The sequence below is a fragment of the Arcticibacter pallidicorallinus genome, from assembly GCF_003002875.1.
Taxonomy (GTDB): Bacteria; Bacteroidota; Bacteroidia; order Sphingobacteriales; family Sphingobacteriaceae; genus Arcticibacter; species Arcticibacter pallidicorallinus.
In genome coordinates this window covers 546,199-568,713 of sequence record NZ_PVTH01000001.1, presented here as the reverse complement: position 1 = coordinate 568,713, position 22,515 = coordinate 546,199, and the positions used below count along the sequence as shown (strand labels likewise).

The following is a 22,515-nucleotide window of genomic DNA, read 5'->3' as shown; positions in this document are numbered from 1 at the left end:
CAATCATTTTAAAATATGGCCGATGCTTTAGTGTTTGACGTTGGTGGTACAAATTTGCGAGCGGGGCGTTATTCCTTTGCCACACAACAACTCGTCAGTATCAGCAGAAAGGATACACCTAATGCCTGGAACACCCCGTCTGATGTCTTGCCCTTTGAGCAACTCTATAAAGAAATGACTCTATTGAGTAAGGAGCTTTTTGAATATGATGAGCCGGAAGTGGTCACAATTGGCTTCCCCGGTCCTATCACCCCGAGCGGCGAGCTACTGAGTACGCCCACTATCTGGGGCGAAAGGTTTAAAGGTTCGTCATCCATTATCCCGCGTCTTAAAAGCTTTTGGCCAAATTCGAATGTTCATGTCCTGAATGATATTTCGGCAGCTGGATACCTTTTGAAAGACATTTACCCGGAAGACTTCTGTGTCATTAGTGTAAGTTCGGGAATCGGTAGTAAGCTTTTTATCAACGGGAAACCCTATACCGGTGTTATGGGGCGTGGTGGAGAAATTGGTCACTGGGTAACCGATGATTCACAGGAAGCACCGATTTGCGATTGCGGAGGAAAGGGCCATCTTGGAGGCATATGTTCTGGCAGGGGTGTTCTCGGGTTTGCAAAAACCCAATCCATGTCCAATCATGCAGACTATCAGAAATCATATGTGGGCAAAATACATCCTGACTGCCAGGATATTCTTAACGAAACTCTTGTGACGGCTTACTTAAAGGGCGACGCGTGGACGGTAAGCGTAATCGACAAAACGGCAAGGCAACTTGCCAGAGCGATAGCGCTTATACATACGACTACGGGCATAGAGCTGTTTATAATCATTGGCGGCTTTTCAACCGCACTGGGCGAAACATACCGCCGTAGTGTTGCGGATCTTGCTGCTACTTTTTGCTGGAATCTCGGACAGAACTGGGATGAAATGGTAAAAATTGGACCGGAAGGAACAGAAATAGGATTAGCGGGCGCCGGCAGATTCTCTGAAACTGTAAGAAAAGCGATATATGAAAATAAATAGATATGCGTATGAAAAGCAATTCGGGCCGGATGTAGAAGAACTATTTGATGACATAAAACGAATGCTGTTGGTAGGTAATTACGTACTCACTAAAGAAGTAACATCGTTTCTGAAAAACTTCGCTGCATTTACTCATGCTCGCTATGCCTGTGGCACCAACTCTGGCACCGATGCACTGATACTTGCATTGAAGGTATTAAACATTGGCCCGGGTGATGAAGTAATAACACAAGCAAACACCTTTCATGCTACTGTAGCGGCTATAAAGTTTGTAGGAGCAACTCCGATATTGATTGATGCAGATAATGACACCTACCTCCTTGACATCAATCAACTCGAAGCAAAAATAACCCATAGAACAAAAGTCATTATTCCGGTACACCTTTATGGAAAACCAACTCCAATGCCGGAAATAACAGAGCTCTGCGCCAAATACCACCTGTCGGTAATTGAAGATTGTGCGCACGCTCACGGTTCTGCTTTAAATGGACAGTTTGTGGGCACGTTTGGAAAGATCGGTTGCTTCAGCTTTCATCCAAGTAAAAACCTTGCAGCTGCTGGTGATGCGGGTTGTATTGTGACCAATGACGAAGATCTCTACGTAAAAAGCCAATGGATAGCGTCACTCGGACAAGATGGTCAAAACAACCATGTAGTGTTAGGCTTTAACAGTAAGCTAGATGCTCTGCAAGCCAGAATACTCGATTGGAAGCTTCAGTTTTTAAACAAATGGAACGAGGATAGGAATCGAATTGCGGACTACTATACTCAAAAACTAAGCGGACTCCCTTTAATTTTCCAAAGACGCGATGTGAATGAAGTACATGCCTATCATCAGTTTACTATAAGGACCAAAAAGCGAGACGAACTCATGGCCTTTCTAAAAAGTAAGGAGATAGACGCAGTTGTCCGATATCCTATTGCTATCCATTTACAGCATGCCTTTCAGAATGAAGGTTGGGTAAAGGGAGATTTTCCTGTAGCAGAAGCATTATCCCGTGAACTATTATGCCTGCCGGTAAGACCAGATATGACGGAAGATGAGTTAAACTACGTTTGTGACAGCACTCTCCAGTTTTTCAACACATGAGCCTGGCCCGGTTACCAAAACTCACTATTCTAGGGGGCAGCAGCCCTTTCACCATAGAGCTTATTGAACAATTTGCTTCAGCGAGTTTTGAACAAGCTTACCATCTGGTATTACATGGAAGAAATAGCGGACAGCTGGATTTAATTGCCGTGTACGCAACAAAACTCCTGAGAAAAGCTGGCTGGCACATCCAATGCAGCATCAGCTTAGATGATGCACTTTATGGCGCAGATATTTTACTTCATCAAAACAGGTACGGAGGTTTGGTGGGACGTATGGAGGATGAATCCTTCGCTCGAAAATTTGGTTTTCCCCCTGATGAAACTCTTGGCCCATGCGGCTTGAAATCAGCCATTCGAATGGCCCCATATTTAAGAGAGCTGTCAGGTAAAATTATGAAATTATGCCCCGATGCAATGGTTATTAATTTAACCAACCCACTCAGTATCGCAGTTTCCATATTTCATCATTGTAACGTTAGAAATGTTGTCGGTATTTGCGAATTACCGGTTACAACGCTTGAAAAAGTTGCCAAAGTGCTGAAGCTTCCTCCGGAGGAAATAGACTGGCAATATTCGGGACTTAACCATCGTGGGTTCATCCATAGCGTTAAATTTAGAGGGAAGGACGTATTTGCTACTTTTCTCGAAATGATAGCCGATGAGGGATTCAACAGATTTACTTGTAACGAAATCGAAGCGCTGGGTGCCATTCCGCTCAAATACTTTCATCTGTTTACCGAGTCACATCACCCGGAGTACAGAGCGCAAGAGGTACAATTAATTGGAAATCGAATAATACAGGAGCTCCTTCTTGAGGCTGATCATTCGCCCTTAAGCCTTAAAGACCGAAATATGGACTGGTACGAAAACGGGGTGATACCCCTGTTGAAAGCCATGGGTTCCGACTCTGCAAAAACCCTGGTGCTGAATACGGTAAACCATTCAGGATTAACTATCGAGGGTTTAACTCAGGTAAGCCAATCATCATTGACCGCTCTTGAATCAGCAAAAGCTCCTCTGGAGGCCGGGAAATGGTTACAAACATTTATCAAACTTGAAAGCGCAGTTTTGACAGCTTCGCTGGATCCCACATCACAAAACATTAAACAAGCATTAGAACTTGACCCACTTGCCAAAGACACGGAGATAGATATAATGGAAAAGTACATTTCAAATGTTTATCATAAAGAACAAGAACATGCAAACACTTAACATAGGCATACTGGGATGTGGGAGAATGGGTAAGATCAGGGCTGCATCTACTCAGGCTTCCGGCCACCGTGTTGTAGCTGTCTCAGACACTGACGCGAATCGTTTAAGAGAAATCAAAGAAGTATATCCCGATGTACATACCTATCCAAGCCTGGAGAAATTCCCGACAGAAAAGATTGATGCGCTTTTTATATGCTCACCCCCTTGCCACCATCTGACGCATATTGAATTTGCTATTGAGAATAATCTGCCTTTTCTTATAGAAAAACCTCTTTCCCTCAATTCCGATGGATTAGAGAACCTGCTGCAAAAAATCAACGAGAAACGATTGATAAATGCGGTAGGATACATGAACAGATATCGCGCCTCCATAAAGCATGTAAAAGACGTTGCCTGTCTGGGCATTTCAAGTTACTGGATTAATAAGATGTATCAGGTACCCTGGTGGGCTAATCAATCAGAATCTGGAGGACCACTAAACGAACAAGCTACCCATCTACTTGATCTTAACCGCTATATCATGGGTGAAGTAAGAGAAGTATATGCCACCGGCGCCGACAATGAGCTTTCCTTTGCAACCTCCATCAGCATTGCGCTTAAGTTTAAATCTGGTATCGTGGGGAACATTTTGTACAGCTGTGATGCAAGCGCCAAGAACATTGGACTTGATCTTTACACGAAAGAAAACAAAGTCAGCTTGACCGGATGGGATTTCAATCTGACATCTCCGGATGACTTATCGCTTCCTATGTTGTCAGGTCAGGACATCTTCGATATCGAAACCAGGAGCTTTCTGAACGCAGTAATCAACAACGATCCATCATCCATTTTATGTAATGTAGAAGAAGCGAAAAAAACCCAGGAATTGGTAGACGCAGTCAACCTGTCCCTGAAATTAAACAACCCTATCCCATTGTGACACTATCTAAAACGAGTTATGAAATATTCCTTTGATAATCTTGATTATAGTTATGGCAAAGCTCATAACGGCATGAACCCGATTTACTTCTCCCGTGTGGCTACTCTGTCCTCACATTTTGCCTTTAACTTTCTTGATTTTGTGAAGGTGCCTGTATCCTCCGGCATTGGAAAGCACACCCATTCCGCTGATAACCAAGAAATTTACATCATTATATCCGGACAAGCGGAGATGATAGTTGAAGGTAAAGCATACAGTGTCAAAGAAGGAGACGTGATTGTTAATCCAATCGGCGGGACACATCAATTGCTAAATACAGGAAGCGAAGACGTACATCTGATAGTTTTGGAAACACCTATAAGCAAGGGCGGGACCAATGCCGGCTAATGTTTAGTATACACCGAATCATAATATGCTACCATGTCCCTGATGCTGTTCTCCAAACTAAAATTCACAGAACCTCCAAAAGAAAGCAACTTACAATTGTCTCCAAAATGGTGATCAATTTGTTTACTAACGGTTTCGTCCGTCTGCACGCTATCGATCTTTAAATGACCGATCTCTGCACCAAAGACCGCGGCCAAACAGCTATTCAAAACGACAGCGATCTCTGCAGGCTTCCCTGATGAGATATTAAATACGTTTTTGTACTGCTTATTCATAAAAAGACCCACTATATTACTTGCCACGTCCCTTACGTCTACAAAATCACGCACTGATGTAAGTGCTGACGTTTTCAAGTATGCGTCTTTATATTCATTTTTGATGCGCACCAGTTCGCTTACAAACCGGCCGCAAACATGCCGTTCGTCTTGCCCCGGACCTATAACGTTAAAGACCCTCAGGATCATCCAGGGGATCGCCAAATACTCACAAAACTCCTTTACAATTGTTTCTTCGGCCGCCTTGGTTAATTGATACGAATCTTCGGGATTGCAAGGATGCGACTCCAAAAACGGAAGATCACCTGGTTTACTTGGAAAACCGTATACCCCACCACTGGAGACGCTAATAAATGACCCGGTATAATCATAAGCCCTGCAAGCACTCATTAAATTCAACATCCCACTAATATTGGTATTGAATAATTTACTACAACTGTCACCTCTTAACCCTGACGCCAGGTGAATAATGGCCGATGGACGATAAGCTTGGAAAAGCTCATCTATTTGCGCTTTACTGTTGATATCTACCGAAAGGTAACGATAACGTTCTGTGAAAATGTTTCTAAGTGCTAAAGGCAGAGGCGCAGGGATATTTTGACCATCTTTAATGTGAAGAGTATGCGTAAAACTATCATCAGAACGCCCTGATCTGCCTATCCCGATAACTTCGCAGTTGGAATCAGCCTTCAAGATTGCGGCCGTCACATACCGGCCTAAAAAGCCCTGTGCTCCTGTTATTAATACACGTTCATTCATTTTCAAAAGACTCGATAGTTTGTTTAAGGCCATCATTTAAGCCGGTAGTTGACCACCAGTCCAGCTCCTCTCCCGCTTTCGAAACGTCAGCAACCAGGCAATCGATATCAGCATTTCTTGGTCTGTCGGGTAACGGGCTCTCAGATATACGCCCTGATTCATTCATTAATGTTAGGATGGCTTCTGCCAGCTGCCTCGAATTGGTGCCGATGCCACTGGCAATATTATAGGTATCGACCCCGCAAAACTCAGAAAAAAGAGCCTTTTTGATCGCGGACGTTACGTCCCCTACATAGCAGTAATCGCGAGTGGAAGAGCAGTTAAACAATGTTACACCATGTCGATCCCTAGCGCTGTTATATATCTCCCTTATCAGGGATCTGGATGACATTCCCGGACCATAAATTGAGAACGGTCTAAGAATCTTAAAATTCATGTTATAAGCAACGTAATATACATAGCAAAGCTGCTCTATAGCTACTTTCGACACCCCATAAGGCGAAAGCGGCCTGAACATAGCACTCTCTGTCACTGGATTTGATTCAGGACGTCCGTAAACTTCGGCGGAGGAGATTATCACAACCTTGCGAATGTCGAGATGAAAACATACGTTTAACAATATACTTGTACCCATGGTATTCACCATTATAGCCTGATCGGGGTTCTCGAAAGATTCCCGAACACTGTTAAAGCCGGCTAGGTGCACTACAAGATCCACCCCGGTCAAGGATTTTCTCATCAGCTCAAAATCCAGAATATCCACTACAAGAGCATCATCAAACAACTTTACATTTCCATGAGCCCCGCTGATCAGCACCAGATCAACATCCTCTTTACGCAGGCTATCAACCAAATTGGAACCTATAAAACCGCCAGCACCTGTGATTGCTATTTTCATCTTTTGCAAGTTGTAAGGTCAGCTATTTCATCCTCCAGTTGCTTTATCAAAAAATCTGGCGAATACCCCTCTTCAAATCTTTTCCTCGCGGCCTGGCCGAGCCGCTCTCTTTTTTTCTCGTCAACAATCAGCTCACTTAAATGATCAGCTAGAGCCCGACGATCATTTACTTCAAAAAGCAGACCTGTCAAACCATGGTCCACCACCTCAGGGATTCCACCGACAGACGACGCGATCAAAGCCTTTCCTAATGACATTCCCTCCAAAATACTGTTAGGGAGCGAATCAAATCTGCTAGCATGGACCTGTATATCGATCATTTTAAAAACGTCCCCTATGTATCCGGGATAGCTGATAAAACGAACCTTGTCCCCAATTCCTAACTCACAAGCCTGTTGCTGCAAGCGATCGTAATAGATATCGTCCCGCGAATATCCAATTAACCATAACTCCGCCATACTGTGCAGTGCCGAAATATCACCAAAAACATCGATCAGTAAATCCTGGCCCTTGAACGGAATAATGCTAGCTATCTGTCCAATAACTATTTTCTTCGTATCCTCCCTATACCAGCTCATTCTTCTCAGCTCATCTTTATCAGAAAACTTTACCTCTATTGCACTTGGGATTACCAAAAATCTAGCTCTTGATTTACCTATCCATTCTTTTAGTTCGTCCAACCGCATTTGAGAGTCGCAAATTATGACATCACTGGATCGCAGCAGGTACGAGCAAAGAGATCCAAGAAAGCTATAGTCACTCTTTTGGTAAAGGGTCACCAATACTGGTAAACCCATTATTTTTTTTGCGAGAAGGCCGTATATTCCACCCGCCAAAAGGCGACCGTCTATTATATCAATTTTCTTGTTATACAGTATTCTAACCAATTGAACTGAATACATCACAAAGTTGATCAACAACAAGAAAAATCTCAGCGGTTTCCAAACGCTTTTCAAATTGAATGGCAATATGGTTATGTAGATAATCTTTGCATCTATGTTCTTGAAGTGCGACATCATGTTGGCTCCCGCAGATCGCGGTGTACAAATGATGCAATTAAATTTCTCCTTATTTATTAAACGACATTGATTTAACAACCTGGTTTCATCCCCTCCAAACGACAATCCGTAGGCTACTATAGAAAGGATATTTATGGGTTGTTTTTTCATGGTTGCGCGATTATTAAACCACCTCTCTTATAAGGTCTTGTATTTTATCGATCAGAGGCCACTTTTCCGACTCCCGAACTCGTTCCAGTGTGTCTTTATCATTTATATCACTCCAGATGGATTGGTGAAGGAACGAATGTACCTTATCGCCCAAGGCTATTAAGTCTTTACTAAGACCCGGAATATCTATTCGTTGCTCCGGGTAATTTTGACTAACTATACTCCTGGCTTTCGGTCCAAGTATATATGTCCCGCTGGATACTAATATTCTTTGTTTCGGCTTTTCCAGGTAATCTACCACTTCTCCTTCTTCAACCACAAGTTGCCCAAAAGGAATCGAAAAAGATTCGTAGTGAGAAGCAATAGTCATAACGGCCCTTGAAGAGATATGCGAGTTCTCCAAAACACTAAGGTCAAGATTCAGAAGATTGTCTACATTCAACACAAGCACATCGTCATCTCCTATATCGACAAACTGTGCCGCGCCTATAGTCCCGAGAGGTATCTCCTCAACAATAATCTGAATAATGAGGCCAAGTTTATTCCGATACAATTTCTTAAGCCTATCCAAGTGGGTCAGTAACTGCTGCTCTGTTGCGGCTACAGACACCCACGCCTGACGATAGCCGTAAACGTAAGCATAAAGAAGGTTCAGTTCAATCAAAGGTATGCCGAAAATTGGAGCCAGAGCTTTGTGCAGGCTAAGACTGGTTGTGTTTCGCATTCTGCTTGACCGACCTCCAGCCATAATTAACACATTATTCATAGATAAAGGCTAGGAAAGTTACTAATTGTCAGATGGTTAATTGATCACTTAAGATAACCTTAATTATTTAAACAATGAAATGCGGCGATAAATATTTATTTATGAAACGCTCGGGAAGTAGTGCCTGTACGGTGCTGCCCCTCTCTTATCGCGATAAAATATAGATGCGCAATACCTGCACGCGTCAAAGCGTTTAAGCTCAATCTGAGTGAAGGAATTTTTATATTAATAGATGAAACATTTATTGCCTTTATTCATCCTGCTACAATGTAGCCTTTCATTGTTAGGACAGCACTCCTACTCAATTGCTGGAAATATTAGTGGGGTTGAGAATGGCGCAAAGGTTTATCTTTTGAAGTTCCTCTCTGATCAAATTGATTCCACAATTGTTGAAGCAAACAGATTCAGCTTTCAAGGAGAAGTAAAAGAACCCGTGGAAGCTGCCATCGTTTTTTCCTCTTTGAGTAATGCTGTTGAAAGGGAAAAGAGAAAGATCTTCTGGCTGGAGAATAGCGAAATTAGAATTAGCGGAACCAGTGGAAACCTGCCTGCAGCTGTCGTGTCAGGTTCAGCTTCCAACATTGACTATGACTTTTATTTTAACGAATTTTACATCAAAGGCAAAGTAACTGTAGACAACTATTCCGACTCGCTTAAGACAGCTCTAACGACAAGGTATATCGAAAGTCATCCTGATGCTTACAAGAGCGTAATGGAACTATACCTCTACAGACAGGTTATTCCGATAGGCAAGGTAAAGAGCTTCTATAGCGCGTTTACAGACAGAGTAAAAGCCCATTCATTTGGCACCTTACTCCTGGGTTTTATTGAACAATACAGACAGCTTAAGGTGGGTGATAACGCTCCAGACTTCACGATGACGTCTGTTAGTGGAAAATCAGTGCAATTATCTTCTTACAGAGGAAAGTATGTATTGCTCGACTTTTGGGGAAGTTGGTGTAGCCCCTGCCGCGGAGAGAATATTGTCTTAAGGAAGGTATATGAAAAATATAAAAACCGAGGCTTCGACATTCTCGGTGTTGGTTTGGATACAAAAACAGCGCTAGAGAAGGCCATCCAAAAGGATGGAGTAAAGTGGACAACCCTTGTCGATGAGAGCTTATATGATAGTCCCGTTGCACATATGTACGGCGTTTGGGCTGTGCCCGAAAACTTTTTAATTGATCCTGAGGGGAAGATCATAGCGGTTGAATTAAGGGAAACCGGAGGTATGGTCTCTCAAAAATTGGAAGAAGTGCTCACAAAATAAACTACATATATTAAATTCCGTCTTTTGAAAATAAGCGCAGCTTCACCTAATCTACTCGCCTAAGTAACCTATAATATACAACATTTCCATTTGCATCATCTAACGTCATGATCAGATTCCCTTTCTTGAAAAAGTCGTTAACATCAATGGCGAACAGATTCACGCCCCATAGTTCGCGATAGTCTTTGATGTCTTTGTTGTCTATCGTAAGAAATAGCCGATTCAACTGATAGTTAGGTGTTTTGATACAGGTGATGACAGGAAAAAGCCTCCGTTAGGAACAGATTGCGGATAAAGTAGAAGAAACTTAAAACTCCTAAAATTAAAGGCGGGTGACAAGGTTCCTTCAGTACGTCAGATCGTGAGAGATCAGAAGGTAAGTAGCTTTTTACGATACCTAATTTGTCAGGCATAGGACAATAATTTTTGTGTATCCGGTAAAGTCGCGCAACTTAAGGAAGGCAATGGTTTCATTCACAAATCTTCCCATCTAACTAAGTCTTAAATCAGTCTTATCCGTTCTTAGAAATATGGCCGTGCCATCTCATCGGCCTTCGCAAGGTTTTCTCGATGCGTGCTAGGGTCTGCCTCTTGTAGCGCTGCTTCCAAAGCATCTTTTTCTAAATCCTGGCAATAAGCTGGTTCACCCGGCTGTTGTTTCCAAGATTCTGATAACGTGCCTCCATCAATAGCATCGAAACCAATTTCTTCAATCAGTTTCATAATATCTTTTGTCTGCTCCTTGTTATCACCGGCAACTGATAAGGCGATTCGATCAGTTCCTCCACCTGGCCTGGCCTTAGAAGCTAAGCTTCCGGCAACTATATTATTAAAAGCCTTTATTACCGGGTGACCAATAACTTTTGCTACCCATTCACTATCCGTTAATCCATCTTCAATCTCTGCGATTTGCCCGTCACGCGAAGGATAGTAATTACCAGCATCTAAAACAATAGCTTTCGAAGCGGATAGAATATCAACAGGGAGTTTCCTAATCGCCTTGGCAGGAATTGCGATAATGACAAGATCTTTTGCTCGAGCAGCTTCTTCTGCTGTAACAGGCTTCGCGCCAGTGTTCTCTGCTACATCAGTTAAGGATTCTGGTCCTCGTGAATTTGCAATAGTAACCTGGTGACCAAGTTTTATTAAATATCCAGCAAGGGTACTACCAATGTTACCAGATCCGATTATTCCTATTTCCATATTAAGTTAAATTTATGTGTACTAAATGATTTTGTTAAACCCGGGGATCAAGTCCATACTGATCGGGCACACCCAAATGTTCGCGTAAAGTTTTTCCTTCATAATCTTTGTGAAACAAACCACGTTCCTGCAAGACAGGGATCACCTCATCGACAAAAGCATCAATTCCATCTGAATTAACATCCGCTGAAATCCAAAAGCCGTCAGCTGCGCCTGCTTCAAACCATTCTTGCATATGATCTGCTGCCTCAATACCTGGACCTACAATGACTGGATGATAATCGATCACTCCATGTGCTAGAATATCGCGCAGGGTCCATCCTTCTTTAGCAATCTTTAGAGCATTGTCGGATCGGGGATCGTAACGTGAAGGTCTGGCAGTATTCAATTGGGCCTTCGATAGCGGTTCGTTCATTCTTAAAGGATCAAGTTGAATACCTATCATCTGTTGAAGATAACCAATCCTTTGTGGGAATTGATCACCCCCTAGTCGAATTCGGCGGTCAAGTGCCGAGCGTCTGTCTTTGGCTATGGTTGTCATTAATCCTGGAATGTACTTGATCTCATCGGGATCACGACCGTAACGCTCTGCTGACGGTCGACCCATGGCATACGCCATGCTCCAGATTGGGAACCATACCCATTACCTAAGTGGAGGCCAATTAACATTTTTCTATCGGTAGCCGAAACAGTATCAAGTTTCTCTTTCATGTATTACCTTAGATGTATTAGATATACAGGGCACGACTTAACCGTAAGCCGAATTCTGCATCAGGATTTGTAGTAGGATTGCTCATGCGCTCCATAATAGCTGATACTGCTATATCACGGCGTGCAGGTAATCGTTCCTTTTCTGCGGTATTAATTAACGTTGCCATTTCATCTATTGTCAGATCCGTACAATAGATCGGTGCTCCAGGTTGTTGTCTCCATGAGTCTGCCAGGGATCCAGTATAGTAAGCCTCAAAGCCGGTGTCGTCTATTAATTGCATAGCAATTGTTTTGTCAACCTCACGATCCGAGGCTACAGGAATTGCAATACGCCCTGAGCTTCCAGCTGGTTTATCATTTTTTACCAAAGAATCTGAACCAATGGCATTCCAGGCTTTAGCTATAGGACGTCCCAATTGTTCCGTTACCCATAAACTTTCAACTTGCCCTGCTTCAATGCTATCAATTTTGCTGTCACGAGCAGGATAATAATTAGAAGTATCAATGATGGTTGTAGAATCTGAAACCGCTGAGAATAGGTTTTTAATATCAGGGATTCTATTCAAGGGGATAGACAGGATAATTACATCTTTCCCTTCAATTGCATACTCAATAGTAACGGCGCGAGCACCAGTAGAGAGTACATTTAAATCTATATTTTCTGGGCCGCGAGAATTAGCTACCACCACATCATGACCTGCTTGTGCTAATCTTAACGCTAATGTCTTTCCTATATGACCAACACCTATAATTCCTATTTTCATAATTACATTTTTTTAGAGTTGTGCAACAAAATTAGTTAAATAATACTTTACTTTGTATAGTACTTACCTAAAGTAAAGTACAATTTATCATTATACACTTATGGCTACTAAAAAACCGTATCTATCTTGTTTGGATTCAGTAAAACCAGTGCGGGATGCACTGGACGTAATAAATGGAAAATGGAAACTACCTATTATCATTTCTGTTGGTGTAGGTAACGAGCGGTTTACGGATATTCAGGACAGCATACCGGGTATCTCCCCGAAGGCTATGGCAAAGGAATTAAAGGAACTGGAACAGCACAAGCTTATTCAGCGAATTATCACTAATGATTATCCAGTTAAAATCACTTATAAATGGACACCTTATGCCGATACGTTAACACCGATAATTGAGGCGTTAAAAAATTGGGGATTAAATCATAAACAAGAAATATTTCAGAAAGAAAAAAGCCATACATAGGACTAAGTGTTAATAGATCTACGGATCGACTAAAAGTGTTTCACTGATCAGCGCGGAAAATTTAGGATCGGATGACCAGGCCATTGCTTTCGAGAAAATGGCCTGTGAGCAGCAACAATACATCGATCACTACATGACCTTAAATAAGTCCACGTTGTTTCCAAAATTTTGCGAAATCAGATCTGCGAGGGAAAGATTGTATTCCCAGGTTAAACCGTGATTTACGATTTGCTAAAGATAAATCACCTTATAAAACCTATTTATATTCGATCATTAATGAGGGTGATCGCAAAAGTGGTAACGCTGGTTACTTTATCGTCATTAAATTTGGCGAATGCTATTTAGGAGCTGGTGCTTTTCAGCCAGAACCCCAGAGGTTGAAAAAAATCCGTCAGGTAATTAATTACAATTTCCAGGATTGGAAGAAAATTACTGAAAATGCTAAGTTGCTCAACGCATTTTCTGATGGGATCGTTGCCCAGGAAAGTTTACGAAAAGTGCCTAAAGACTTTGATTCAGACAGCCCTGCGGGTGATTTTTTAAAAATGAAAGGATACTTCGTCAGAAACTATTACCCTGATACTTTTTTCATGGAAAGGATAACTTTGAAACCATCGTGGAATGTTTTAAAGCTTGTCCGAATTTGAATATTTTCGTAAATTCCATTTAAGTACAACTGTGAAAGAACTCTTAAAAAATAAAAAGCTAGTCCTGCAGCACGTTCCTGGCAAAGGTGCATGGACGTATCATCTGGTCATTCCAGATACTAAAGACATCCGGGGAAAGTGGGGTGTTATGAAAGTTTCCGGAACCATCGACGGCCATGAAATTAAAGATCTTAATCTTGCCCCATTAACTGGAAAGGATAAACGCATCTCCATTAATAGTAAGATCAGGAAAGCTATTGGCAAAAAAGGTGGTGACGAAGTGATAGTGACCTTATATAAAACCACTGATAATCATCTAACCCAGGAAGATGATGTAAAAGATTGCTTTAAGGATGCTGATGTTTATCAAAAATTTAAAACTTTGCCGGACGATGAGCAGGAAGCTATGATTAAAGATATTCTAGCAGCGCATGATGAAAGCAAACAAGAAAAAATGATCAATAAATATATCGATCATTTGTCAGCTAAAAAATAAATGCGGCAGCACACCTAAAATATCAATTACCAGAAAAATCAGATCAAGCTGGTTACTTGCTTTGAGAGAATTGGGCATCGTTAAATGTTTCCAGTAACGTTTTGGTATGTGCTGTAAATGCAGCTTCATGTTTTCCTGGCTTTTATATTTACAGCGCCAAAATAACGCTTCCATAGCTGCTGATAAAATCCCTCCCTTTCATCAAATATTTCTGCGCCAGCAGAAGATGGCACTTTTCCTGAGTGGAACTGCAACTCTACTGTACTAACGGTTTCTAGGTCATAGTATAAGCCGTATTTTCGTTTGGCATCATAGATAAGCCAACGCTGATCAGCATAACGGCCTCACCAAAATCGACGATAGGATTCTAAGTCTCCGACTTTGCAAAGGGGCGCTTAACAAACTGGGAGGTGAAACTTCTTATCAAAGATTTCTCTACCAGGCGCGGATCCTCATTTGGTAGTGATTTCCAACAGATGATCAAATCACCAACATCTCCAAGCTGCCAAATCAACCGTCCTCCCCAATGCCCGATGTTTTTTCCCATTCCATCCTATTCTTGGCTGCAAGAACCATATCTGCTCTCCTTCAACTCTCTCGCTCTGCAGATAATAGAAAGGCTGAGTAAAGTCGGACTGGTGAGCAGTATTCACCAGGAGGTCCCAGTTCTCCCGGAATGTAGCAACCAATTCTGTGTTCACGAATATCCGATTTGCGGTAATCATTCCTTTTTCGAATAAATCTATAATCGATATCAAGAGAACCGGTTTATGAGGAGCTTTACCATAGACGGTTGGAGCACGGTTGAGACGGGTTAGTTTGTGAAGGTATTTACGTAGTGTTTCAGGAATCCCCATGTAGGTTCTAAGATAAGAAAAAGGCACTGTATGAGAAGTCGCATTACTCCTTATTCAATCGTCTAAAGCCCAGTTAAATACCCCTTTCAGGTTCTCGAAAGAGCATTTCCATAAAGATCCAGCCCCTGGCGTTCTCGCTCCCCTACCGGGTTCCTATTTCTCCTACACCTTATCATTGCAATGTTTTTTCGACGGGCCATGGTTATCTTTGGCGACCAGCTTACCGACCTTCAGATGAGCTTGAATCCATGCGTACTCGAAAACCTATTGGAACAGCTTTGATATGTAACTGTATGCTTACGTTCGCCCTTGAAACACACGCTCCGTTCCAATTAAGCAGAATACATCGAATCGTTCTCTTTGCAAATAGAATTAGAAAACATTCACTAACTTAGCTCACCATGAGAGAAAATTGGTCTGATAACGAGGTTGACTTGATTGTCAACGATTATTTCTCCATGCTGATTGAGGAACTAAATGGGAATTCTTACAATAAATCGGAACATCGACGACACTTAAAGCCTCTGTTAAACGATCGCCCCGATTTATCTATAGAACGAAAACACCAAAATATTAGTGCAGTCAATATAGAACTCGGCCTTCCTTATATCAAGGGGTATAAACCTTTGAGTAAGGCTCAGAGAAGCAAGCTGATCCCTTCCATTCAACGATATATCTTACTAAATCCAGAAATCCAGAAAGTCCTCGACTCATTCTGTAACAATGCCGATTTAGTCTCGCCCTCCGTTGTACAATTTGACGAATTATTAGTAAACCCTCCCGAAAAGAATAAAAGCGTACTTATGGAACCTTCCCCTTCCTTCAAAATTTCTGGCAAAATAAATTATTTGGAAAAAGAGCAACACAACATTACGCTAGGGAAAAAAGGAGAGGAACTGGCATTGGAATTCGAAAGAAATCTATTAATTATGGCTGGAAAGGAGGCCCTAGCAAAAAAGGTCGAGTGGGTATCAGATAAATTCGGAGATGGCGCAGGTTTCGATATACTTTCATCGAATCTCGACGGAACTGATAAGTATATAGAAGTAAAAACAACAAAACTCGGAATATATTCGCCTTTTTTCTTTTCCTCTAATGAATATAAATTCTCGATAATTAACAGCGAAAATTTTCACTTGTATCGTATATTCAACTTTTCAGATAGTCCTAAAATGTTTCGAGTTCGAGGTCGCTATGACAAATTTTGCTCGATAGAGGCTGTGCAATATAAGGGGCACTTTTAGTATTATTGCCAAGATCAACTCATTGTCGTCAGTAAATTCAGCGACAATAACAGTTTATTCTAAATTTATAAAGCTATTTTTGCCAAATATATAGCATGATAAAAGAATTAATTGGTAAACCGGCTATTAGGTTTAAAGTCGAATATAAGATCTATCAGAAACTACAGCACATTGCCTTGAAGCATCTAAATGTTACTGACATGAATAAGTTAAGAGATCGTTTCGAGGGCCAAAAATTTTACCACTCTTTTTTGATTCGGTCTTATGCAGAAGTAGCCCTGGAAAAACTTTTGAATCAGGCCACCATTGATTGGACGCTGAAAGTTGACAGTAAGAATTATAAACCACAATTTACCTACAACGGACGTTCTGTGGAATTAATTACTGCAAGCTTAGATTCTTACCCAACTGTTCCGAGAGGCAATTATGATATTGGTATTGTTGCCTTTATTAATGTCGATAGTAGAGACGTTCAGATCCTTGGATTTGCCCCCCAAGAGACTCTTATTGCTAATATAGATTCTTCTAGTATCTCGCCAATGTTTGAGGCACTATATTTCGGACATCTGAAAAATTTTGATTTTTTAACTTTAATTAGAGACTAGGACTCCTTATACGGAGAAATCCAAATGGTAAGTTTCCTCATCAATTTTATATATATCTACATCGGTCCGCCCATATTTGAGTAGGTCCTTCAATGTTATCTTTTTACCGTTCCCAAGGCATAGCCTAAACCTGAAATATTGACCCATTAGTGCATTGTTAAGAGTTGTATGTAGTCCCTTCCCATTTTGTTGTGCCCTGACACATATTAACTGTTTGTCGTCATCTGTTAATATTGTAAATACGTTTCTTAAGTCTGGAAAAAATCCCGATCTACAAATATCTGATGGAATGTTTAAATATGCTTGATTGGGATCCCTATTATATTCAGGACGTTGTCCCCAATTTAAACCTGAACGATTAGGAACTTCACCAGTAGATCTATCTAAAAGTGTGAGTGTAACCTTTTCAAGTTCATAACTTAACAAGTTAGTATCATCATACTTATGTACCTCTTTAATTATTCGTTTAGACTCATAAAAATCAATGTGGGAACTGATAATGTCGAAGTCGTCATTGCAGTTAATACTCTCGCGCAAAAGATTTTGAAAATAATCACTCGCCAACTTGGGACAACTCGGAGCAACGGCCTCTCTCTGCGAAGTACTAAATGCATTTTGAGTATAATTAGCAGATCCTGTAAAGCTTTTATAAGGCTCTTCTTTTTTTAGCCAGGTGTAAACCTTTGAATGGATAGCAGGAGGATTGATAATGTAGTTACACTCGAAATCTAAATCCTTGCTTTCTTGAAGTTGAATGAAAGATTTATGGTTTTTCAACTCAATTCCATCCTTGACCGCCATTCCGATAATAAGCTCAAGACGGAAGCTCCTTTTAAGTATTTTTCTTACATAATCTACATGTCTGGCTACCATATTTGCTGAGGCGTATCCGGTCACAATAAGTAGCTTATCCGCTCCTTCAATGACTGGGTTAGCCAAAATTTCGTCAAATAGCTCTCCTTGGCCCGTTATCATACTTCCACTAAGACTTCTGGCGTCTTTAAAGTTTTTGCGCTTAATTTAATATTAGGTTCTATAAAAGGATACTCAATACCAGCAAAACACTTAAGAACTGCTTCAATTATGATCTTCGCTCCCTGTGGAGGAACAGCCATTCCAATTTGCTTTCTTACGCTTTCTTTTGAACCTAAGAATTCAAAACTATCCGGGAAAGTTTGTAAGCGTGCACGCTCCCGATTCGTTAAAGCACGATTTTCCTCCCAGTGATAAATATGAGTCCCGCCTCCACCGCTTCCAGTTACCGTATATGCTGGCTTATTAGGATCTAATCGCTTATATATTTGACTGATTTTGGCACCTTTTACATTTAATCTTAAATAATCTGGCATATTTGCCGTAAAGGCATTTTCGCCCGGCTTAATGAATTTCAAGCGTTCAACTACTGTTTCTGATTGCTTGGTCAGCTCGTTATTTGGCGTACCTGGATCTATTGGAGGACTTAAAATTGCTTCTCGGGACGTAACTATTTTATTGTTGGGGATAAAAGGAACTTTAAATGTTATTTCTAGATCATTCCTTATGCCTATTATTATAATCCTATGTCTTGCCTGCGGAATCCCATAGTTTTCGAACTTATAAAGGTGTGGAACAACCCTATAGCCTGCTGATTCCAATTCGCTAATAATAGTTTTGAAAGCCTGTCCGTCATTCGAATTTTTCAAGCCTCCGACATTCTCCGCCAAGAACCATTTTGGCTGAAACCTCTTTAATATACTTACTCCATAAGAATACAAGGGACCAAAAACACCATCTATTCCCTTTTGCTCCCCTACAATACTAAAATCATTGCATGGGAAGCCAAACGCTAATGCATCAATATCAGACAACTTTTCTATATCCAACTTTCTTACATCTCTACAAATTACTGAAGTTCTAGATTCAGGGCAGATATTGTGTCGATATGTTTCGCATGTATCTTTGTCGTAATCATTCGCCCATTCATGAGCGATACTATATTCTTCTCTTCCATTATTTACCACAGAATTAATCGCACCAAGAGCTATACCTCCCGGTCCCGAAAATAATTCCCCTAACCTAAACACTGCCATCTAATGAAAATCTGATATTTTAAGTACTTTATTTGCTTTTAGCTTTTTCCAGAGGTAGTCCCTTTCAAGACCTTTTATCTGGGCTACTTCGATAAGGGTTCGTGCATTTATTGCTGACGCTGGCAAACCGCTTTCTCGATACAAAGTAAGTAATTTAGTTTGTATTTCCCCACCGACGCCTCCCGCTACATACAATATAAAACCCAATCTATGCCCCTTAGCTAATTCAAGTTCCTGATAATTAGGTATATAATTACTAATCATTTTAGCATAATCCATTGATGGTAGTGTGTAATGGCTACTTGCTTTTGTGTCGGCGATTGCACATTCTCCAACAGATTCATTAATTAGTATTATATCTGAATATCCTCCAACTCCCTTTTTGTAAGCGCTTCCTGTGTGTTTAGCATTTATTCCTAATCGTGTTTTGAATAGCTCTGCAGTTGCAAGTTCAAAATCTCGGGCAGTTGTTACCCCGCCTTTAGATAATTCTAAATACTTGCTTTCAAAATACGTTAGAGACTTAGGGATTAGGGGGGTGATTACATCAAGAACAAGATCACGGTCAAAGCCAAAATCCTTTACCATTTTTGATATAAAATCTTCCGGATGTTCGGTTATTAAAACATTGCCTATATATTCAAAAAACTGTGCAGAGATGATCGATTCCCCCTTGTTTAATTTCTTACGCTCCGAGTTAGTTGTCGTATCCTTCTTCTTGTTCCAAGCTCCGTACGTTCTTGTATATTTTTCTTCAAAGCCTGGCGAGTAAGAGATAAAGTTGTGCATTTTCGATATTGCTTCATCGATTATATCTGCAAACTCTTCACTTATAATGATGTTTTTTGTTGTCGCATCCTCATACGCTAGACTAGAGCTGATGAGATAATTTTTAAATGTATTTGCGACATTTATAGCTTCCAATAATAATTTATGAGCATTGTCTTTTTGCGTCGCTTTTGGAGTTGATAAATCTTCTAATGGCCTATCGATAAGTTTTAGGAGATCATTTCTCTGCAAATTTTGGCTTCGAAAGCTTAATATCTTGCTAACTACAAAATCTTCACACTTAGAATTATGACCATATACCACACAAAAAACAATCTCATCTACTGTAAGATATTTAATCTTATTGTTTCTTAATAGCCTTAATGCAAACACGAAGGGTTTAACCTTTATATCTGGATGTATGCGTACATTTCTTCCGTTGCTATATGTACTGGGATATTGATAATTTAATATTTGGGATTGTAAAACTTTTAGAGGGGTTTCAAAATCAATCAAACTCCTGCCCGCAAGGGTAAAAAACAATTCTTTTTGCCTTCTATAAAGTAGGCCAATACTTTCAAGTTGTGAAATGTATGTTCTTGCACCACCACTTTTAGGGTCTCGTATCTCATTTCGGCCTTTAAGGTTCCCTGCTGTTAACAATCCGCTGAATTCGTTTTGTATCTCCTGACTCCAATTGTTCAATGCCATTTGATTCAAGATTTGGCAGATTTGAGCTAACTTCCAGGGATAAATCTTCCTAATCGCTCTTGGCAACATCCAGCTACGCCTGAAATTTGAATTAAATTCTACTAGCATCTAGACTTTTAACTGCATAAATTCTCGTTTATGAAACTGCAATAGCTTTCTCTTATCGAGAGATTTTCGAAAGCAATATTTCCGTTGGAGTTACAAATTTCACTTCGATTCTATCTCCAACTTGTGCATTTATATGGTTAAACCAGCCTCCTAATATTTTAAGATCCCCCTTTCCTTGAAGATTCTTAGCGTATTTACTTAATCTGTCAGTTCCACCCGAGGCTATGAGAGCACTGTTCTTTAAATATCCGTCTGCTGAATTACAAGTATAGTCTCTATTTCCTATACCATGAATATTCGTGATATCGAACTTCCTTGCTATATATGCAGGAATATGCAAATAACCTTCTCCATTTATTAATTTTCTGGTTCCTGTATGTCGATGGGTACCCCATCCAACATGGGGTCGTTTTAAAATAGCAATAAAACTATCTCCTGCTTTAGGCATATTTCTGTCTTTACGAATGTTAGCCTCTAAGATAATAACCTTCATTGGAATAATACAAGGCTTTACTGTTAATTTCAAGGTAAATAAATTTTGACTTATCCTAATCAGGCACTCGTCTGACGAACTAGGAATTTTGCAAGTATCATTAACCCTTAAGATCTGTGGACTCAGAGTTTCTATTGTCCAACGATCTAATGAAATGACGTTGTCAACCATTTTTAACTATTACCGGGATTCGCCGCGCGTTCTAAAAGATAGCGAAAAAGCGTGTATCATACTTACTTCGGTAGCATTTGAATCAGCAAAAATAGCATCTAACCAAACAGGGACTATCAAGGATTTTGGATAACTGGTTTGGTGTAACTGCCGAGAGCGGTTACGCACCTTTCGATAGTCGATTCCAGATGTTCGTTCTTTAGTTCACATTCCCACAAGACAATAGAAAACCATCCTTGATTTGCCAATATCTGGATAACTTTTTCATCATTCAAACTATTTCTACTAATCTTATTCAGCCACCATTCCGTTCGGGTCTTCGGAATTACGAAGTATCTGCAACCCTTATGCCCGTGCCAAAAGCAACCATTGACGAAGATTACAGTTTTATACTTAGGCAATACAATATCCGGCTTGCCAAGCATATTTTTGACATTAATTCGAAATCTGAATCCTCTTCTGTGTAGCTGTTTCCGAACCAGAACTTCTGGTTTTGTATTCTTACTGCGAATTCGGGACATGTTGTAGCTCCGAATCGCCTCTGTATGTACATCCGCCATCGCACAATTATATCAAGTATTCAGTTTAAGCGACTCCAAAATTTGAATATTCCATTACCATCTAAAAACCGATTATTTGTAACTTTCTTTATCTAATTTACACGTATTTTTCAGATATTTATATATGGGCTTTTGGCAAGATTCACGTTATACATATCAGCAATTCGCCGAGCTGAGTTTGGAGAAAGTTATTTTACAAATTAACGCCCTTTCAAGAGAGGATATGGTTGAGTGGCTTAATTGGAATGATCCCAACGGAATTTACTCGGACGAACAATCGTTGAAGGAATTGGGAAACAGGATTACAAAAGAAGAAGCTACTGAAATCATGCTGAGACAAATCGAAGAGAATACTGTATCTTAATCGGATTGGCTTCGACAAACATCAGGAAGCGCCCTGCAAGGATTAAGAGCCCTTGATCTTGAAGACCTTTGTAAAAATTCCCGCTTAAAAGTTGTAATAAAGGACTTCGATTCTGAAATCCGAAGTCCTTCTTCTCTCCGTCGGGATGGCGGGATTCGAACCCACGACCTCCAGCACCCCATGCTGGCGCGATACCGGGCTACGCTACATCCCGAAACAGGCAGTTACCCCACCTGCTTTCTTTACAAGAGCAAAAATACAATCTCCTTTCAAAATTCCAAGAAAATTCCATCAAATCACCTCCTCCTTGTTAACCAAAATGGCACAAAACTCTGGTTAACAAAGGGTACAAAGCCAAATCCCCCGAAATAATTTCATATTCCCAACTTCTCTCCTCATCTTTATAACACCGTTAATCAAGGCCTTCTCAGCCCCGTACCAAAGACGTACCAGCGTCGTACCTGCTTCGATAAAACCCGTCGAAAACACGTACCCGACCCGTCCCAGATAC

General features: G+C 40.7%; 27 protein-coding genes and 1 tRNA gene. 12 read left to right on the top strand and 16 right to left on the bottom strand.

Annotated features, from left to right (window positions below):
• Positions 1–15: 15 nt before the first annotated feature.
• From B0I27_RS02370 to B0I27_RS02350, 5 genes are read left to right on the top strand one after another with little or no spacing between them, the layout of a single operon-like run.
• Positions 16–1,023 carry an ROK family protein gene (locus tag B0I27_RS02370; RefSeq protein WP_106290979.1) on the top strand — a complete coding sequence of 336 codons (1,008 nt, stop codon included), beginning with the start codon at positions 16–18 and terminating at the stop codon, positions 1,021–1,023.
• On the top strand, positions 1,010–2,113 hold the full coding sequence (locus B0I27_RS02365) for a DegT/DnrJ/EryC1/StrS family aminotransferase (protein WP_106290977.1): 1,104 nt from the start codon (positions 1,010–1,012) through the stop codon (positions 2,111–2,113). Before B0I27_RS02370 ends, B0I27_RS02365 begins: the two co-directional genes overlap by 14 nt.
• Positions 2,110–3,327, top strand: a complete 1,218-nt coding sequence (locus B0I27_RS02360; RefSeq protein WP_106290976.1) for a family 4 glycosyl hydrolase — start codon at positions 2,110–2,112, stop codon at positions 3,325–3,327. Before B0I27_RS02365 ends, B0I27_RS02360 begins: the two co-directional genes overlap by 4 nt.
• Positions 3,314–4,246: a Gfo/Idh/MocA family protein gene (locus tag B0I27_RS02355; RefSeq protein WP_181276653.1), complete on the top strand. Its 933-nt coding sequence runs from the start codon at positions 3,314–3,316 to the stop codon at positions 4,244–4,246. Before B0I27_RS02360 ends, B0I27_RS02355 begins: the two co-directional genes overlap by 14 nt.
• An 18-nt stretch (positions 4,247–4,264) precedes the next feature.
• Complete coding sequence (locus B0I27_RS02350) at positions 4,265–4,633, top strand: cupin domain-containing protein (protein ID WP_219904963.1); 369 nt, start codon at positions 4,265–4,267, stop codon at positions 4,631–4,633.
• Here B0I27_RS02350 and B0I27_RS02345 read toward each other — a convergent pair.
• Genes B0I27_RS02345 through B0I27_RS02330 form a run of 4 tightly spaced genes read right to left on the bottom strand, consistent with a single transcriptional unit; the run spans position 4,630 to position 8,500 of the window.
• Positions 4,630–5,667: an NAD-dependent epimerase/dehydratase family protein gene (locus tag B0I27_RS02345; RefSeq protein ID WP_181276652.1), complete on the bottom strand. Its 1,038-nt coding sequence runs from the start codon at positions 5,665–5,667 to the stop codon at positions 4,630–4,632. The two genes, B0I27_RS02350 and B0I27_RS02345, sit on opposite strands and share 4 nt — an antisense overlap.
• Positions 5,660–6,565 (bottom strand): NAD-dependent epimerase/dehydratase family protein, encoded by a 906-nt coding sequence (locus B0I27_RS02340; protein ID WP_106290970.1) that lies wholly within the window; start codon positions 6,563–6,565, stop codon positions 5,660–5,662. Before B0I27_RS02340 ends, B0I27_RS02345 begins: the two co-directional genes overlap by 8 nt.
• On the bottom strand, positions 6,562–7,734 hold the full coding sequence (locus B0I27_RS02335) for a glycosyltransferase family 4 protein (protein WP_106290968.1): 1,173 nt from the start codon (positions 7,732–7,734) through the stop codon (positions 6,562–6,564). Before B0I27_RS02335 ends, B0I27_RS02340 begins: the two co-directional genes overlap by 4 nt.
• A gap of 13 nt (positions 7,735–7,747) precedes the next feature.
• Positions 7,748–8,500: a sugar phosphate nucleotidyltransferase gene (locus B0I27_RS02330; RefSeq protein ID WP_106290966.1), complete on the bottom strand. Its 753-nt coding sequence runs from the start codon at positions 8,498–8,500 to the stop codon at positions 7,748–7,750.
• Positions 8,501–8,732: 232 nt separating this feature from the next.
• Between B0I27_RS02330 and B0I27_RS02325 the strand changes: the two genes are divergently transcribed.
• The gene (locus tag B0I27_RS02325; RefSeq protein ID WP_106290964.1) at positions 8,733–9,770 is read left to right on the top strand and encodes a TlpA disulfide reductase family protein; all 1,038 of its coding nucleotides are present in this window, start codon (positions 8,733–8,735) and stop codon (positions 9,768–9,770) included.
• Positions 9,771–9,816: 46 nt separating this feature from the next.
• Here the strand turns inward: B0I27_RS02325 and B0I27_RS17370 are convergent, their stop codons facing one another.
• From B0I27_RS17370 to B0I27_RS02310, 4 genes are all read right to left on the bottom strand, one after another.
• Positions 9,817–9,996, bottom strand: coding sequence for a hypothetical protein (locus B0I27_RS17370; RefSeq protein ID WP_146133078.1), 180 nt, complete (start codon positions 9,994–9,996; stop codon positions 9,817–9,819).
• Between the two features lie 296 nt (positions 9,997–10,292).
• On the bottom strand, positions 10,293–10,973 hold the full coding sequence (locus B0I27_RS02320) for an NADPH-dependent F420 reductase (RefSeq protein WP_106290962.1): 681 nt from the start codon (positions 10,971–10,973) through the stop codon (positions 10,293–10,295).
• 34 nt (positions 10,974–11,007) lie between these two features.
• Entirely contained in the window at positions 11,008–11,592 is a 585-nt protein-coding gene (locus B0I27_RS02315; protein ID WP_219904962.1) for an LLM class oxidoreductase, read from the bottom strand.
• Positions 11,593–11,701: 109 nt separating this feature from the next.
• Positions 11,702–12,448 (bottom strand): NADPH-dependent F420 reductase, encoded by a 747-nt coding sequence (locus tag B0I27_RS02310; RefSeq protein WP_106290960.1) that lies wholly within the window; start codon positions 12,446–12,448, stop codon positions 11,702–11,704.
• 100 nt (positions 12,449–12,548) lie between these two features.
• Here B0I27_RS02310 and B0I27_RS02305 point away from each other — a divergent pair, with 100 nt between their 5' ends.
• The 3 genes from B0I27_RS02305 to B0I27_RS02295 all read left to right on the top strand — a co-directional run bounded on the left by B0I27_RS02305 (position 12,549) and on the right by B0I27_RS02295 (position 14,054).
• Positions 12,549–12,911, top strand: coding sequence for a winged helix-turn-helix transcriptional regulator (locus tag B0I27_RS02305; RefSeq protein WP_106290958.1), 363 nt, complete (start codon positions 12,549–12,551; stop codon positions 12,909–12,911).
• A gap of 143 nt (positions 12,912–13,054) precedes the next feature.
• On the top strand, positions 13,055–13,558 hold the full coding sequence (locus B0I27_RS17880) for a TIGR02453 family protein (RefSeq protein ID WP_106290956.1): 504 nt from the start codon (positions 13,055–13,057) through the stop codon (positions 13,556–13,558).
• A 31-nt stretch (positions 13,559–13,589) separates the two neighbouring features.
• On the top strand, positions 13,590–14,054 hold the full coding sequence (locus tag B0I27_RS02295; protein ID WP_106291243.1) for a DUF1905 domain-containing protein: 465 nt from the start codon (positions 13,590–13,592) through the stop codon (positions 14,052–14,054).
• A 125-nt stretch (positions 14,055–14,179) separates the two neighbouring features.
• Here B0I27_RS02295 and B0I27_RS17875 read toward each other — a convergent pair whose 3' ends face one another.
• On the bottom strand, positions 14,180–14,371 hold the full coding sequence (locus tag B0I27_RS17875) for a DUF4130 domain-containing protein (RefSeq protein ID WP_219904974.1): 192 nt from the start codon (positions 14,369–14,371) through the stop codon (positions 14,180–14,182).
• A gap of 168 nt (positions 14,372–14,539) precedes the next feature.
• Positions 14,540–14,911: a hypothetical protein gene (locus tag B0I27_RS02285; protein WP_106290954.1), complete on the bottom strand. Its 372-nt coding sequence runs from the start codon at positions 14,909–14,911 to the stop codon at positions 14,540–14,542.
• A 401-nt stretch (positions 14,912–15,312) separates the two neighbouring features.
• Between B0I27_RS02285 and B0I27_RS02280 the strand changes: the two genes are divergently transcribed.
• Both B0I27_RS02280 and B0I27_RS02275 read left to right on the top strand, forming a co-directional pair.
• The gene (locus B0I27_RS02280) at positions 15,313–16,155 is read left to right on the top strand and encodes a protein NO VEIN domain-containing protein (protein WP_106290952.1); all 843 of its coding nucleotides are present in this window, start codon (positions 15,313–15,315) and stop codon (positions 16,153–16,155) included.
• Between the two features lie 95 nt (positions 16,156–16,250).
• Positions 16,251–16,760: a hypothetical protein gene (locus tag B0I27_RS02275; protein ID WP_106290950.1), complete on the top strand. Its 510-nt coding sequence runs from the start codon at positions 16,251–16,253 to the stop codon at positions 16,758–16,760.
• Between the two features lie 6 nt (positions 16,761–16,766).
• On the opposite strand, the gene B0I27_RS02270 is transcribed toward B0I27_RS02275, so the two are convergent.
• The 5 genes from B0I27_RS02270 to B0I27_RS02250 form a co-directional block, all read right to left on the bottom strand.
• A complete protein-coding gene (locus tag B0I27_RS02270; RefSeq protein WP_106290948.1) occupies positions 16,767–17,735 on the bottom strand; it encodes a restriction endonuclease PLD domain-containing protein in 969 nt (322 codons plus the stop codon).
• Positions 17,732–18,829 (bottom strand): DNA cytosine methyltransferase, encoded by a 1,098-nt coding sequence (locus tag B0I27_RS02265; protein WP_106290946.1) that lies wholly within the window; start codon positions 18,827–18,829, stop codon positions 17,732–17,734. The genes B0I27_RS02270 and B0I27_RS02265 overlap by 4 nt, the downstream gene beginning before the upstream one ends.
• A complete protein-coding gene (locus B0I27_RS02260; RefSeq protein ID WP_106290944.1) occupies positions 18,830–20,416 on the bottom strand; it encodes a PDDEXK family nuclease in 1,587 nt (528 codons plus the stop codon).
• Positions 20,417–20,468: 52 nt separating this feature from the next.
• Positions 20,469–20,942 (bottom strand): hypothetical protein, encoded by a 474-nt coding sequence (locus B0I27_RS02255; RefSeq protein ID WP_219904961.1) that lies wholly within the window; start codon positions 20,940–20,942, stop codon positions 20,469–20,471.
• A 254-nt stretch (positions 20,943–21,196) separates the two neighbouring features.
• Positions 21,197–21,640 carry a very short patch repair endonuclease gene (locus B0I27_RS02250; RefSeq protein WP_106290942.1) on the bottom strand — a complete coding sequence of 148 codons (444 nt, stop codon included), beginning with the start codon at positions 21,638–21,640 and terminating at the stop codon, positions 21,197–21,199.
• Positions 21,641–21,764: 124 nt separating this feature from the next.
• Between B0I27_RS02250 and B0I27_RS02245 the strand changes: the two genes are divergently transcribed.
• Complete coding sequence (locus B0I27_RS02245; protein WP_106290940.1) at positions 21,765–22,004, top strand: hypothetical protein; 240 nt, start codon at positions 21,765–21,767, stop codon at positions 22,002–22,004.
• A gap of 140 nt (positions 22,005–22,144) precedes the next feature.
• On the opposite strand, the gene B0I27_RS02240 is transcribed toward B0I27_RS02245, so the two are convergent.
• Positions 22,145–22,218, bottom strand: a tRNA-Pro gene (locus B0I27_RS02240).
• Between the last annotated feature and the right edge of the window lie 297 nt (positions 22,219–22,515).